This window comes from Vibrio sp. THAF64, from assembly GCF_009363455.1.
In the GTDB taxonomy this organism is placed as follows: Bacteria; Pseudomonadota; Gammaproteobacteria; order Enterobacterales; family Vibrionaceae; genus Vibrio; species Vibrio coralliilyticus.
In genome coordinates this window covers 1,050,855-1,065,423 of the sequence record NZ_CP045355.1, presented here as the reverse complement: position 1 = coordinate 1,065,423, position 14,569 = coordinate 1,050,855, and the positions used below count along the sequence as shown (strand labels likewise).

Sequence of the window (14,569 nt, the reverse complement as noted above, 5' to 3'; positions counted from 1 at the left end):
CTATGCTTTTTTGGTTGTGAAAGTGCGTCCAAACTTCATGCTCAAACGCTTTTATAATTAACCGAACAAATGTATCCAAAAAAGACGCTTATTCATAGCGCTTTTGTGGGCTTTTTGCATCTAAACTAGCCAAGTAATCTAACTTTTCGCCAATTTTCGCCTCTAAGCCTCGGTTTGTAGGAGAATAGTAACGAATCTCCCCCATTTCTGGTGGTAGATATTTCTCTCCAGCCGCGTAAGCACCGGGTTCGTCATGAGCGTAACGATATTCCGCTCCATAACCAAGATCTTTCATTAAACTTGTCGGTGCATTGCGAAGATGAGGTGGTACTTCGTACTCAGGTTGATTGTGAGCATCACGCAGGGCTTGTTTCCAAGCGGTATAAACCGCATTACTTTTAGGTGCACAAGCAAGATATACAATAGCCTGGGCAATGGCTCTCTCACCTTCTGCCGGGCCCACTCTGGTAAAGCAATCCCACGCTGACAGCGCGACCTGCATTGCTCGCGGATCGGCATTACCAATGTCCTCAGATGCAATCGCTAACAATCGGCGAGCGATATACAAAGGGTCACAACCTGCGGCAATCATACGTGCTGACCAGTAAAGTGCCGCATCTGGATTCGAACCACGAATCGATTTATGCACTGCTGAGATCAAGTCGTACCATATGTCTCCTTTGTTATCAAAGCGCGACACTTTTTCGCCAGCCACTTCAGCAAGGAGCTCTAACGTGATTTGCTTAACGCCCTTATCATCCTCTTGCGCCATGTCATACAGCAGCTCAAGATAGTTAAGTGACATGCGTGCATCACCATTCACTAACTCAGATAAGCGATCCAATACGTTATCGACGAAGTGGGCTTCAAACTGACCTAATCCACGCTCAGCATCACTGATTGCTTGCTCTAACGCCAGACGAATATCTTGCTGAGCTAAAGAGGTGAGTTTGTAAACTCGAGCACGCGACAGCAAAGCATTGTTAAGCTCAAAGGAGGGATTCTCCGTTGTCGCGCCAATAAAAGTCACGGTGCCATCTTCAATATGAGGGAGAAACGCATCTTGTTGGGATTTGTTAAAGCGATGAACCTCATCAACAAACAAAATCGTTCTTCGACCAGTTAGTTTATTTTCACGAGCTTTATCAATCGCCGCACGAATGTCTTTGACGCCAGAGGTCACCGCTGAAACTCGCTCGACTTCCGCATTGGCATAATTTGCCGCAACTTCAGCTAGAGTTGTTTTTCCGGTTCCAGGCGGCCCCCAAAGAATCATCGAATGAATATGACCTGCCTCCAGCGCACGGCGCAGGGGCTTACCTAGACCAAGAATATGTTGCTGACCGATGTATTGGTCCAGCGTTTCTGGGCGCATTCTAGCAGCAAGGGGACGAAAATCTTCGTCCCCTGAAAAGTCCAATGAATAGTTGCTCACTATTAATTCCTTTGGTCGTCGACCTCTACCCCTTCAGGAATGGTAAAGGTAAAGCGATCGGCACTTGGTTTAGCCAGTTTGATGTTATTAAACTTGAAGGTACTTTTTTGGCCATCTTGCTCTATAACACTAAAGCCTTTCACCGCACCTTTACCATCAATCTCTAGCTCAAACTGCCCCTGATTGGTGTCCACTGCGGTCGGTACCAGTGTAAACACATCGCCTTGTTGTGACACTTTGTAGTTTTCCCAATCGCTGGCGCGGTTGCGAGTCAGCAGAACAAAAGGGGTTTGCTCAGTAGCTTGCTCCTGCCAGTAAATACTAACTTGTTCGATGAAAGGGCTGTAATACCACAGAGATTCACCATCTGACACCAAGACATTCTCATCTGGTGCCGTGGTAGTCCAACGGAACAAGCTTGGACGCGCAATTTCGACTTTGCCTTCACCTTCCGTCAACATTTCCCCTTCCGGGCTGATCAACTGCTGTGAAAAATCCGCACTAAACCCGTCAGTCAGTTGCAGTCGCTGGCTCAATTCATCTTTGGGCGCTGCGATGACGGAGAAGCTAAGGAAAAACAACGCGGCTAATTTCTTCATTCTTTATCATCCTATTTCGTCGCGAATACGACGTTATACCTCGGTTTCGATACTGTTTTGACCGGGTAACGTTAACTTTGTTCTACTGACCGCAACACTGTTTGAATTTTTTACCACTACCACACGGGCAATTGTCGTTACGCCCGATATCTTTAAATGGGTTTACACTTTGTGCTTTGGCACCGACCATGGCTTCATCTGCCGCTTGTGCGACTTCATTAATCATCAAATCCAGCTGACCAAGAAAGTCATTTAGTGCCGGTGGCGTTTCGATACCTGCCTCTTTCATTTGTGCTTGAGTCTGCTCTTCATCGATTGCCAACATCATTGTGGTTAGCAAAGCTTGTAGCATGCGTAATGTCCCATCACCGATAGACGTTTCCGCCCATTGCTCTTCGATGGTGGGCCAGAGCATCATAAAACCTTCAGCGAAATCAGCGAGCTGCTCGTCGCGCTGCTCTTCATTAAGCAAGGACAACAAAGAATATTCATTGCTCTTTAAATAGCTGTATTGCTGATTTATATGACCTTCAACCTCCGCCTTAACAGACTGTGCTTGCTCGGAAAAAAGGCTAGGCAACCAACTTTCTGGTGCGAGAGGCTTTGTCGCCAAGTTTGCGGCCAAAGTGATCCCTTCAAGATACAGTGCAGATTCTTCAGTTTTGGATGGTTCAAGTGTCAGTAGTTGATAAGTCATTATCTGATTCAATGTTGCTAGATTCTCACGCCATTATAACCCTATGCGCCGCTGTGGGTCACCCAAGTCTTGGTAAGGAACATAGACGGCTCCATTGGTTCATTTTTGAGAAGTCGTTCATTTCATTTAACAAACTTAGACCTAAATGGAGTAAATATTCAATTCAATGACTTATTTCACTTTGAGAATTAGAATGATGAATGCAAAATCCCGTCGATTATAGTTTTAGCAACCTATTTGGATGCAGTCGGGTTAACCATGAAAAAGCACAAACCCAGCGGCTTTACGCTGATTGAACTGGTGGTCGTGATTGTTATTCTCGGCGTGCTTGCCGTCACCGCCGCCCCCAGATTTTTGAATTACCAACGTGATGCTCATGTTTCGAGGGCCGACGCTGCGTTTGCCAGTTTTGCCAATGCCATTCAGCTCTATCAAGCGAAATGGCTCATAGAAGGTGAACCTACCAGTCACGTCGATTATGGGATTGAAGACATATACCCTTCTGCACTGGGCTTCCCTATGTCAGTCAATCATGAGCCTTCTGATCCCGCTTTAGGACCTATCCGAGGGGAAGATTGTGTCGCAATGTGGAATGCACTGATGCAGGTGGATTTAACAATCAGGCCACTGACTTCTACCATATTGCCTTCCGATACCGATATTGTCGCTTGGTATACCGCCAACAATGAGTGCACGTATTACTACACCAGCGGCTATGACGAAGATGAAGAGTTCCCGATGTTGCGCTACTCACCCTTAACTGGAGTCATTGAGAAGGCGATCGGAAGAAATAACGCCTAGTTGTTAGACATCTCGTAATGAAGTCACTAAAATCACGCCTCCTAATTCGGAGGCGTTTTTTATGCGAGTTGTTCTGGGCCCTATGGAGGGCGTTTTAGACCATTTGATGCGAGAGATATTAACTGACATCAACGACTATGATCTGTGTGTCACAGAATTCGTTCGCGTGGTCGATCAGTTATTGCCAGAACACGTATTCTATCGCCTCTGCCCAGAGCTAAAACAAGGCTCACACACCAAATCCGGTGTCCCAGTTCATATCCAGCTGTTAGGACAAGACCCTCATTGGATGGCTGAAAATGCGGTTCGCGCCGCTGAACTGGGAGCGAAAGGCGTTGATATCAACTTCGGTTGCCCAGCAAAGCTAGTAAACAAAAGTAAGGGCGGAGCTGCACTACTTCAGCATCCTGAGCTTATTCATCGCGTGGTCAAAGCCTGTCGTGAAGCCGTACCAGAAGGTACTCCGCTCACAGCCAAAATTCGCCTTGGTTGGGATAACCCAGAAGATTGCTTCGAGATCGTAGATGCGATTCAAAGCGCTGGTGCAGACGAACTTACTGTTCACGCACGCACAAAAACGGGTGGTTATAAGGCCAGCGAAATTAAGTGGAACTATATAAACCAGATTCGTCAGCGCTTTACTATTCCATTAATCGCCAATGGGGAGATTTGGAACTACGAAGATGGCCAAGCCTGTATCAAAGCCACGGGTGTCGACTCTTTAATGGTATGCCGTGGCGCATTCAATGTGCCTAACTTAGGCAATGTGGTTAAGCACAACCATACCGTGATGCCTTGGACAGAAGTGGTCAAACTGCTGCTGCTTTACTCGCAGTACGAAATGAAAGGCGATAAAGGCCTCTACTACCCGAACCGCGTCAAACAATGGTTCTCCTACTTACGACACGAGTACCCTGAAGCCAACGAACTCTTTCGTGAAATTCGTACCTTTAACAAGGCTGAACCAATCGTAGAACGTATTAAGGAATACCAAACTCAGTTATGTGTGGCCTAAAACACTAACCTGTTTTTACCACTGTTTTTGGCCTCATAAAGCTTTTCGTCAGCGGCTTTGAATAGACGTTCAAAGTCGCTGTTTTCTTCAGTTCTGACTATCTCGACTCCCCCCGAGACCGTGAATCCCCCCTCGACAACATTTGCAGAATATCGACTGATCGCTTCGCGGACACGCTCCATCGTCATGCGCATCTTTTCAACATCTCGACCACGAAGATAAACCACGAATTCTTCGCCACCAAACCGTGCTACAGCATCACTGTCGCGAATATTTTTTTCAATTTGCTCCGCCATAAAACAGATCGCATCGTCACCGACATCATGGCCATAAGCGTCATTGATCGATTTAAAGTTATCAATATCCAGCACAGAAAGCGCAAGATACTCACTATGAGTTGTGTTTCGAAGGAAGGCTTCCATTCCACGCCGGTTTAGCAGCCCTGTCATCGGGTCTCTGGCCGCAAGTTCTCGAAAATAACTGCGTTCAACTCGTGTATTGACATAAAAAAGTACCGTCACCAACAATATGTAGAGCGACCCCGTGACAATCAAGCTGTACTTTTCAAACACAAAGAAATTCTTAATCTCGGCTCGCAAATCCAGTTCGTAATACAACATATGGCTAGAGACAATGCCGTTGATCCCAAGTACGTATTCTCTAACGGCTCTTCCAGAAGGCTTTGAATTTGAAGTGTTTATAAGATGAATATCGCTTGCTAATTTGACTTCAGATTGCAGCAAGCGCGCAAGATCAATCTGCAAGGTAAGGAGACCTTCATAATCGATCTGACTAACAACCGGAGAACTAATGTTCAAGCGCTTCTTGGCGGGATTGGTTAACGTTTCAGGACCATAGATGACAATATTATCCTTACTAATATCGTGTTTCCTAAATAAACCACGCGCTCGAACTAATGTACTATTCAATAGGGGCTTGGTAATCTGTTTTGCAAGCGTATCTGGCGACGACATGATGAAACCATCGAAATCAATGTAGTGAACACCCGATAAAAAATCATCAATATCATGTAAGAATGAGAGAAGCGGCGCCATAGACACATGGTCGGTCACATTCTGATACAGCGCACTTTCCTGCTGACACAAAGACTTGTCACCCACCAGCATATAACTGATGTCGACTGAAGGAATGTCGAGTGTTTTGTTCTCTGCCAAAAGGAGGGCGTCAATCGGCCACATTTTACATAAGCCGTCTTCAATCTTCCTGTTGTGCTCCAGTAAAAGGCCAGTTCCTGACTTGTAGTAATTACTGAAACTGTAATCCAGCGCAGTAACCACTTTTGTTGCCCGTTCAAGAGAAGTTTCGATGCGCTGATATTCATCATCGATATCGCGATTGACCGCATCTAGATAGTTTTTTACCGTGAGAGCAAGCAATATGCTGGCGATCACTGCGGGAACAAAAATAACAAACTTAAGACTGAAATGCCCTTTCACCTTCATTAGGGGGAGTGCCTTGCAAATTAATAAAGCCCATTCATAGGATAATCTACAAAATGGGCTTTAGATAGAAACTTGTTAGAACTCAAAGCAATAAGGTTAAGGTATCGTTAACTTCCACTAATCAGTTAAGGAGAAGGCTATCGTCCGCCAGTTCCTCTCCTCTTACTTTAGAGAACATCTCTAATAAATCTGGCACTTGCATATTCGCTCTTTGCTCACCTGCTACATCAAGCACAATCTCTCCCTGATGGAGCATCACGGTGCGATCACCACACGCTAGCGCATCCTTCATTGAGTGCGTCACCATCATCACGGTCAGATTAAACTCAGTCACAATTTTCTTTGTCAAATCAATGATGAATGCCGCCATTCTTGGATCAAGCGCCGCAGTATGCTCATCAAGTAATAGCAGCTTGCTATCAGATAGCGTTGCCATCACTAGGCTTACAGCCTGACGCTGACCACCCGATAGCAGGCCGATGTTGTCCCCCAAACGGTCTTCCAGCCCTAGCCCAAGAATGCTGATACGCTCTTGAAACAGTTTGCGACGCTTACTTGACAAAGACAGACTCCAGCCACGCTTTTTTCCTCGCATATAAGCTAAAGCCATGTTTTCTTCTATCGTAAGATCACCGCAGGTTCCCGCCAGTGGGTCCTGGAATACTCGAGCACATTGACGCGCTCTTTGATCAACAGTTTGCCGTGTGACATCCAACTCATTAATGACGACTCGTCCCCCCACCATTGGCGTTTCACCCGTCACAGCTCCTAACAATGTTGACTTACCGGCGCCATTAGAGCCAATAACCGTCAAAAATTGATGTTCAGGGACTTCCAGTGAAACACCTTTCAGTGCTGGATTTTCAAGAATGGTTCCAGGATTAAAAGTGACTTGAATGTTCTCAAGCTGAATCATGCTGCATCTCCTGATTTTTCTACCTGCTTAGATATGACTTTGTTCTGAGCAGGTGAACTAGGCTTTTTTGATTTGAAGTTTCCTTTTAGCTTCGGCGCAATCAGCGCAATTGCTACCAAAATCGCTGTAACCAAGTTAAGATCAGAGGCTTGTAGACCAAACATGCCTGTACTTAATGCAAATGCTACAGCCAGTCGATATAGCACAGAGCCTACAATAACAGCCAACACAGCCACCCATATCTTTCTTCCAGGAATGAGCGTCTGTCCCAAGATAACTGCAGCAAGACCAACAACAATAGTCCCCACTCCAGAAGTCACATCTGCAAAGCTGTTAGTCTGGGCAAATAGAGCACCAGCAAAACCAACAAAGCCATTTGATAGAGCAAGACCAAAATAAGTGTAAAAGGACGTGCTGCCACCTTGTGCGGATACCATACGCGCATTAACACCCGTTGCACGTAAACCTAAGCCAAAATCACTGTTAAGGAGCCTAACAACAAACCATGCCGAAACGAGCACGAGTATCCCAACCAACAATGGCCGCATTAGCATCGGGTCACCAATTGCTTCAAATGGAGTCAGAATCGTTTCTTCCCCCAATAAGGCCATATTCGGGCGACCCATAATGCGAATGTTGATCGAGAATGCAGCGATCATGGTAAGAATGGAGGCGAGAAGATGAAGGATCCCACACCTAACCGCTAGAAAAGCCGTCACCCAGCCGGTTGCCGCTCCCGCTAAGATAGCCATTGCGGTTGCAACCCAAGGGTTGATACCCGCAACGATTGCCGTCGCAGCCACAGCGGCTCCCATAGGGAAACTGCCGTCAACACTGAGGTCGGGGAAATCCAATACCCGAAAAGTCAGGTAAACGCCCAATGCCACTAACCCGTAAAGCAGGCCAATCTCAAGCGCACCAAAAAAAGCAAAAGCAGACATAACAACTCCCTTTTCTGCCTTAAAAAAAAGAACGCATAGCGCGTTCTCTTTTTGGGTTACTTAACGCTAGTTGCGCGATCAAGTACTGATGCTGGAATCGTCACACCCAGCTTTTTCGCCGCCGTCTCATTAACGACTAAATCAGACCCTTTGGCAACTTTAACGTCTAATGAACCTGGCGCCGAACCTTCAAGAATCGCCGCAACATAGTCTGCTGTCTGAACGCCAACTTGATAGTAATCAAAACCTAAGCTAGCAATCGCGCCTTTTTCAACATATGAAGTCGCACCACCCAGAACAGGTGTCTTGGCCTGATTCGCCGCTACAATCATACCTTCAATCGCACTGGCAACAGTATTATCTGTCGGTGCATAAATCACATCAGACTTCTCCGCAATTGCCTGAGTCGCAGACTGGACATCAGCACTCTTTAGCGCCGTAGCTTCTACAATTTCAATACCCTGCGCTTTTGCACTCTCTTTGAGTAGTTCCACTAAAGTGACAGCATTCGCTTCTCCAGGGTTAAACACAACACCGATGGATTTCACATCTGGCATGATTTCCTTAATCAGTTCGACATGTTGACTCACTGGGGAAAGATCAGATAAGCCCGTGACGTTCTTTCCTGGTTTCTCCATGCTTTTGACTAATTTAGCGCCTACTGGGTCCGTAACGGCCGTGAATACAACAGGAATTGAGCGCGTTGCTGATACTAATGCTTGTGCGGTCGGAGTAGCGATACCAACTAAAACGTCAGGCTTTTCACCGACAAACTGACGAGCAATCTGTACGGCAATCGCAGGGTTGCCTTGGGCCGTTTTGTAGTCAAACTCGAGATTTTTTCCTTGCTCATAGCCCTTTGATTTCAAGCCATCAATAAGCCCCTGGCGAGTGGCATCCAGTGCCGGGTGTTCAACGATCTGTGATACAGCTACTTTGGCTGTCTTCGCCATGATGCTTGTTGATGACAGTAGTGCTGCTCCTGCCAATACAGCGGTAGCAATAACTTTTCCTGCTTTCATCTCGACTCCTTGATTACAGCATTATTGATGTGATGTTGTGTGCGGTTAGTGTTTATATAATTATTGATTGAGTTGCACATTTTCTGTGCACATCATTCATTATTACCAATAACTTAGAAAAATTGGAAGGGAGTTTTAACAATTAATCAACAAACTTAGAGGTGTGTATACGGCTAATTTTTAATCGCCTGAATCAGGATATTTCTCGGCGTAATTTTTTTAGCACAAAAAGCTTCAACAGATACTTGGTAACCATGCTCTGCAAGATACAAAGCCTTATCTAGTACCAACCACATTTCCAGACTGCGACGAAACTGTTGTTGAACAAGGCTGAGCCTCTCCATTTTCCAATAACGTTGTTCACCTTTCGCTTCAAATTCCGCGAACGACACATTCGTTGGCAAATCCAGCTGTTTCTGATCGGCCGCCCATTGGCAAAAAGCGCCGAATCCATCGGCCAACAAGGACTTTTTAACACTTGGTACTGGTATGTAATCTTGATGACCACCGACTTCTTTCAATAGCAGGTCCAAACCGAGCCGGTAGCTCATTTCGAGAAAGCGATGCCGTTTAACTCGCTCACCACCTGTAACGGTTTCCTGAAGTGGTATACGCAGCTCTGGCTTTGTTAGCTTAAGTGCTGACGAACAAGCAAGCTTAGACAAAGGGCAATACTTATCCTGTTGGATAAGGTGGTAACAACAAGGCGAGATGCTTAATGCTGGCAATCCAACCGAAACTGCCTTTTCAATCAAAGAAACATGCAAATCGCCGCATGCATGTAATGCAACCGCATGCTGTTTAGGGTTAAGTGCTTGCTTTGCGTCAGCGGAAAGCGCATCTCCTTGGACAAACCTCATGGGTAAGTTCTGTTTATCCGCTTCTTGCTGACCCGAATCACACAGCATTTGTTGAAATTCGAAGCTGGTCACTGGCTGCTGACTTTGACTGGCAAGTATACGGCCCAAGAAGCCTTTACCTGAGCACCATTCAAGCCATTCACTGCCTTGGTGAGAGCGTAACGCCGCCTCCCCCATCGACACAATCTGTTCAAGCTTTCTGCCCGGAACTCCTGTTTCAATACCTCGTTCCAATTGCAAACCGTATAAAGCAGAGCTGGTGAGCTGAGTGAGGTCATGAACGATAGATAGAGCAGGGATAAATTGCTCAAGGGCTTTATGGAGTTGCTCGGGGGCAGATTTCAACTCTTCAATTTGTTGAGGGCAAAGTTCAGTAAGCCATTGGCACAACTGAGGGTGTTCAGCTTGCCAAGGTAATTGATCATCATAGCTAGAAAAGAAGGGCTCAAAGCGCCAAAATTTCTGATGAGATAAGAGAAATGAATCGAGTTGTTGAAATGTGTCTTGCATGCTTCCCCCTGACAAGGGTTTATTCTAGAGGGAAGCAAGGTGAGAAGAAAGTTTCTAGCGTACCGGTAGTTCAATATCTTTAAACATTTCTTCAATTTCCGAGCTCGACTTCAGAGAGAGAGCTTGCTCAACGACTGGACGAGTCAAATGCGGAGCAAATCGCTCCATAAAATCGAACATGTACGAGCGAAGGAAAGTGCCTCGGCGGAAACCAATGCTGGTCGTACTCGCACCGAAAATATGGCTAGCGTCGATCGCAACTAAATCTTCATCCTGCTCTTTATCGATAGCCATGCTAGCAATCACGCCAACCCCAATCCCCATACGAACATAGGTCTTAATCACATCGGCGTCTGTCGCAGTGAAAACTACTCGTGGCGTCAAGCCGACCTTATTGAAGGCTGTATCCAATTCTGAACGTCCGGTAAAGCCGAACACGTATGTAACCAACGGATAAGAGGCGAGATCTTCAATTGAGATTTTACCTTTCTGAGCCAAAGGGTGCTCTTTGGGTACAACAATTGAACGATTCCAGTGATAACAAGGCAGCATGATGGCATCTTGATACAAATGCAGAGCTTCCGTCGCAATCGCAAAATTTGCCGTTCCCTTAGCTATCGCTTCAGACATCTGTGTCGGCGTACCTTGATGCATGTGAAGCGACACTTTAGGATATCGAGCGGTAAAACCTTTAATTACGTCCGGCAACGCATAACGTGCTTGAGTATGGGTGGTCGATATATTCAAGGTTCCCATTTCAGGATGCGTGTGCTCTCCAGCAACCGCTTTAATACTTTCAACACGTGCAAGAATTTCCTGAGAAATGCGGATAATATCTTCGCCCGCTGAAGTCACTTGAGTCAGGTGTTTACCACTTCGCTCAAAAATCTGAATGCCAAGCTCATCTTCAAGCAAACGGACCTGCTTACTGATGCCAGGTTGTGAGGTATATAAACTCTCGGCAGTAGCAGATACATTCAGATTGTGGTTAACTACCTCAACAATATACTTCAGTTGTTGTAACTTCATTCTCGACCCCGTAATCCCTTACTCGACGCCCCATTCTGAGCAAATATAGTTTATAATATTTAGTTATAACGCCTCTTGGTTAAAATTGATAGCACAATTGACTATTTGGGTACTTTATAAAGAGTAAATTCTGATTTGGATGACTTTTTTGTAAGCAATAACTCAAAAATTACCCATAGATCAGAGTTTTCGTTAATAATTAGCCATGGAAACGTAATAATACAAAACAGGTGCAGTGGTTCTTAAGAATCGTGTATCCTTACTCGCTAGCCAACAAAACATAAGATACGGAATTTATGAATATTGGGTTAATCATAGCTTTAGTTGCCATCTTACTGGTGTTAGTGCTTGGCTATAACATCATGCTCCAGTACAAAGTCAAAGTTGAAACTGCAAGAAAGCAAGAAGGTGCCAGATACCTCGCCATCATCGATGCGACAGAAGAGCTGATTGGCCACGCACACCACATGCCGTACAGCAAAGAACTACTGGTTTGTCTGAATACTCGAATTCTTGACGCTGTCGAAAGCATGTTTGAGCTGGATCCAAAGAATAAGCAGCTGGAACAACGTGTTGAACATGTTAAGCAGCAAATACAGCAATTAAAGAACGACAAAAAAGGGGGCGAAAGCACCTCGTTCAAGACGCCAAGTAGTGACAAGCAAGCAATAGTGATGTTGAAGCTGGTGAAGCGTTTACGTGACACTATCCGTAGTGAACATAATAAAGGCCGATTTGAGACTCAAGCTTATGTCGCTGAAAACGCTCGTCTAGAGACAATTCAGATTCGTATTAACATCGAGAACGTAATTAAACGCGCTAATGATGCTATTGTTCGTGGTCAACCTGGCACTGCGATTCAGTTACTGCGTAAAGGCCTCGATGCTCTGAGTAATAAAAACGATAATTACTCGAATCAAGCCAGAGAAAAGCTTCAAGAAATGTACGATGACCTAGAGCAGAAACGTCAATCTAAAAATGCAGAAGAGCTTCATCAGATTGAAGAAGACCAACGCAAAAATGATATGGACGAGCTCTTTGGCGAAAAGAAAAAATGGTAATATAATCCACTCAGTCCGTTTCCAAAAGGTCGCTTATGCGGCCTTTTCTATTTATTGAATAACATCATGATCGATTTGAAAAGCTACGACACCTTACTGGAACCAATCAACAGTTTTCTTCAGTGTGCCACACCGGAAGAGTGGATCACCGAAGCCAGTAAACCAGATAACCTAAAAACCGTTCTTATCGATCATTTATTGTGTGAGCTTAAGGCTGGCCAATCGGCAATGTATTTAATTCGTAAGTATGCGGTAGACAAAAGCAGCGCTCACAACTTGCTGAACTGGTTTAAGCCCTACGAAGATTTCGCTTATAGAAAAACAGGTAGCTTGGAAACTCTCAAGGGTAAGAGCAATATTTCGAAAGCGATCATGGCCAAATCTGATTCGCCTTATAGTCAGGACTTGATAGACAAAATGGTGTTGCTAATCAAAGAAGAGTTACATCACTTCTATCAGGTTTTGGAAATTATGGATAGCCGAGGCATTGCCTACGAACCTGTACAAGCGAGCCGCTACGCAAAAGGGCTACTTGCAAGTATGGCAACTCACGAACCGCAAACACTCATAGACAAATTGATCATTGGAGCATACATTGAAGCACGTTCCTGTGAACGCTTTGCAAAGCTCGCTCCTCATATGGATGAAGATATTGCTAAATTCTATATCTCGCTGCTTCGTTCGGAAGCACGCCATTATCAGGACTACTTAAGCCTTGCTGAAGAGATCGCTGGCGAAGATATCTCACATAGAGTCGCTTACTTTGGTCAACTCGAAGCCGACTTAATCACCAGTCCTGATAGCGACTTTAAATTCCACAGCGGTACTCCCCTTAAAAACTAACCACTCTGCACTAAATATTAAAAAGGATGCCAAATTGGCATCCTTTCTTTTGCTTAGATTATTTATTTGGAGGCGGGACTCGGGTCCAAAAGTGCATTGCCCAACCCAGCAGCATACAACTTCTTACTCACTCGATTGAGTGCCTCTGCTTCATTGGCACCAATCACCAAACTCCCTTTGCTGCGTAAAACTTCAATCATAGATTCAATGCAGTTAGCATCGCTGTCGACACCTGACAGTTTTGAGCGAATAAAGCCAAACCAGTCATCGTTCATCTTCTCTTTTACTTTATCGAGAACTTCTTGGCTAGCGACCTGAAACTCGGCTCTGGAGTCAAATGCTTCCTGATTGGTCCGTGCGATATCATAGATAATGTGTGCTTTTTTCTTCGCAACCAGCATACCCGGGATATTGAGCTGTAGTTCAGCGATTTGGCCGTTACTCATCTTAAGAAAGAACTTGATATCCTTATAGCCACTGCCATCGGCCTCGACATTAAATCGCTCTAAATTAGAGCCCGATTTAGCGAGCTGGTAACGGTCTTTCAATGCTTTTTGATATTGAGCAACAGCCCTGAACTCCTCAGTACGGCAGATGAACAGTTTCGCCCCCTGAAGGTCTCTAAAGCTTTTTACTTTCACTGTAATACGAGCACAGTCCTTTAAGTCGCCAACATCGTTAGTACGCTCTCGGGTGGTAATTTTTGCCAAGGCTCCACTGTAGCTCTTAATACCGCCGTAAGCACCGGGAGGAAAGCTGATTTCAGCGCCAAATGCCACTTTCAATCTTTGAGCAAAGGTATTCAATTCGACCTGAGCTTGAATGATCTCTTTGAACATAAGGAACAGCTGCTTGCGCTTTAACTTAGCATTGGCAACCTGATTTTTAGCCTTAAAATCCATCGCGCTTGTATCGAGTACTTTCTTCCCTGCATCATTGGTCACTAAATACTGGGACAAATCTTCGTCTAGATATTCCGCAAGATGAGCATCATCGGTCAATATGTCGAGCATCAGCTTACACATCTTGCCTTCTTCAGTTCGTTGGAAGCTCTTCGATTTCAATTTGGCTTTGAGCTCTGCGAGACCAGACTGATAATCCGCTTGGTTCACCAGACGGAAGCCCTGAGATAAGTGAGTGGATTGTTCGATGCGCTTTAAAACCTCCGCTTTCACCTTAGCCACATCTGCTGGTGTTACTTTTTTGGTTGCTGCATCAGTCAAAGCTTCGCTAGCGCCAACTGACGCCGATAATGTATCAGTCATAACCAACTCCTTGTTTAGAGGTTCATTATAGTCACTAAATCCAAGCTAAACGAAAAGCAGACTAATAACTAGCATGAATGTTTATAATATCGAGAGGTTGTACCTGTAACGA

At 45.1% G+C, this 14,569-nt stretch carries 14 protein-coding genes; 4 read left to right on the top strand and 10 right to left on the bottom strand.

Features of this window, described 5'->3' with window-relative positions:
* Positions 1–88: 88 nt before the first annotated feature.
* From FIU99_RS04885 to FIU99_RS04875, 3 genes are all read right to left on the bottom strand, one after another.
* Positions 89–1,435 carry a replication-associated recombination protein A gene (locus FIU99_RS04885; protein WP_021457163.1) on the bottom strand — a complete coding sequence of 449 codons (1,347 nt, stop codon included), beginning with the start codon at positions 1,433–1,435 and terminating at the stop codon, positions 89–91.
* Between the two features lie 2 nt (positions 1,436–1,437).
* Positions 1,438–2,034 (bottom strand): outer membrane lipoprotein chaperone LolA, encoded by a 597-nt coding sequence (gene lolA, locus FIU99_RS04880; RefSeq protein ID WP_152472058.1) that lies wholly within the window; start codon positions 2,032–2,034, stop codon positions 1,438–1,440.
* An 82-nt stretch (positions 2,035–2,116) separates the two neighbouring features.
* Positions 2,117–2,731: an SEC-C metal-binding domain-containing protein gene (locus tag FIU99_RS04875; RefSeq protein ID WP_099609731.1), complete on the bottom strand. Its 615-nt coding sequence runs from the start codon at positions 2,729–2,731 to the stop codon at positions 2,117–2,119.
* Positions 2,732–2,989: 258 nt separating this feature from the next.
* On the opposite strand from FIU99_RS04875, the gene FIU99_RS04870 reads away from it, so the two are divergent.
* Together FIU99_RS04870 and dusC are read left to right on the top strand one after the other, a co-directional pair.
* Complete coding sequence (locus FIU99_RS04870) at positions 2,990–3,532, top strand: prepilin-type N-terminal cleavage/methylation domain-containing protein (RefSeq protein WP_006959312.1); 543 nt, start codon at positions 2,990–2,992, stop codon at positions 3,530–3,532.
* Between the two features lie 61 nt (positions 3,533–3,593).
* Positions 3,594–4,547 (top strand): tRNA dihydrouridine(16) synthase DusC, encoded by a 954-nt coding sequence (dusC, locus tag FIU99_RS04865; protein WP_006959313.1) that lies wholly within the window; start codon positions 3,594–3,596, stop codon positions 4,545–4,547.
* Here the strand turns inward: dusC and FIU99_RS04860 are convergent.
* The 6 genes from FIU99_RS04860 to cysB form a co-directional block, all read right to left on the bottom strand.
* The gene (locus tag FIU99_RS04860; RefSeq protein ID WP_006959314.1) at positions 4,544–6,010 is read right to left on the bottom strand and encodes a GGDEF domain-containing protein; all 1,467 of its coding nucleotides are present in this window, start codon (positions 6,008–6,010) and stop codon (positions 4,544–4,546) included. The two genes, dusC and FIU99_RS04860, sit on opposite strands and share 4 nt — an antisense overlap.
* Before the next feature lie 121 nt (positions 6,011–6,131).
* Complete coding sequence (locus FIU99_RS04855) at positions 6,132–6,926, bottom strand: ABC transporter ATP-binding protein (RefSeq protein WP_006959315.1); 795 nt, start codon at positions 6,924–6,926, stop codon at positions 6,132–6,134.
* Positions 6,923–7,867, bottom strand: coding sequence for an ABC transporter permease (locus tag FIU99_RS04850; RefSeq protein ID WP_006959316.1), 945 nt, complete (start codon positions 7,865–7,867; stop codon positions 6,923–6,925). The genes FIU99_RS04855 and FIU99_RS04850 overlap by 4 nt, the downstream gene beginning before the upstream one ends.
* A 56-nt stretch (positions 7,868–7,923) precedes the next feature.
* Positions 7,924–8,889 carry an ABC transporter substrate-binding protein gene (locus tag FIU99_RS04845; protein ID WP_006959317.1) on the bottom strand — a complete coding sequence of 322 codons (966 nt, stop codon included), beginning with the start codon at positions 8,887–8,889 and terminating at the stop codon, positions 7,924–7,926.
* A gap of 173 nt (positions 8,890–9,062) precedes the next feature.
* Positions 9,063–10,259: a methyltransferase gene (locus tag FIU99_RS04840; RefSeq protein WP_006959320.1), complete on the bottom strand. Its 1,197-nt coding sequence runs from the start codon at positions 10,257–10,259 to the stop codon at positions 9,063–9,065.
* A gap of 54 nt (positions 10,260–10,313) precedes the next feature.
* The gene (gene cysB, locus FIU99_RS04835; RefSeq protein ID WP_006959323.1) at positions 10,314–11,288 is read right to left on the bottom strand and encodes an HTH-type transcriptional regulator CysB; all 975 of its coding nucleotides are present in this window, start codon (positions 11,286–11,288) and stop codon (positions 10,314–10,316) included.
* 296 nt (positions 11,289–11,584) lie between these two features.
* Here cysB and FIU99_RS04830 point away from each other — a divergent pair, with 296 nt between their 5' ends.
* Both FIU99_RS04830 and FIU99_RS04825 read left to right on the top strand, forming a co-directional pair.
* The gene (locus tag FIU99_RS04830; protein WP_006959324.1) at positions 11,585–12,349 is read left to right on the top strand and encodes a hypothetical protein; all 765 of its coding nucleotides are present in this window, start codon (positions 11,585–11,587) and stop codon (positions 12,347–12,349) included.
* 66 nt (positions 12,350–12,415) lie between these two features.
* Positions 12,416–13,192, top strand: coding sequence for a tRNA isopentenyl-2-thiomethyl-A-37 hydroxylase MiaE (locus FIU99_RS04825; protein WP_006959326.1), 777 nt, complete (start codon positions 12,416–12,418; stop codon positions 13,190–13,192).
* Between the two features lie 62 nt (positions 13,193–13,254).
* Here the strand turns inward: FIU99_RS04825 and FIU99_RS04820 are convergent, their stop codons facing one another.
* Positions 13,255–14,457: a hypothetical protein gene (locus FIU99_RS04820; protein WP_021457154.1), complete on the bottom strand. Its 1,203-nt coding sequence runs from the start codon at positions 14,455–14,457 to the stop codon at positions 13,255–13,257.
* Between the last annotated feature and the right edge of the window lie 112 nt (positions 14,458–14,569).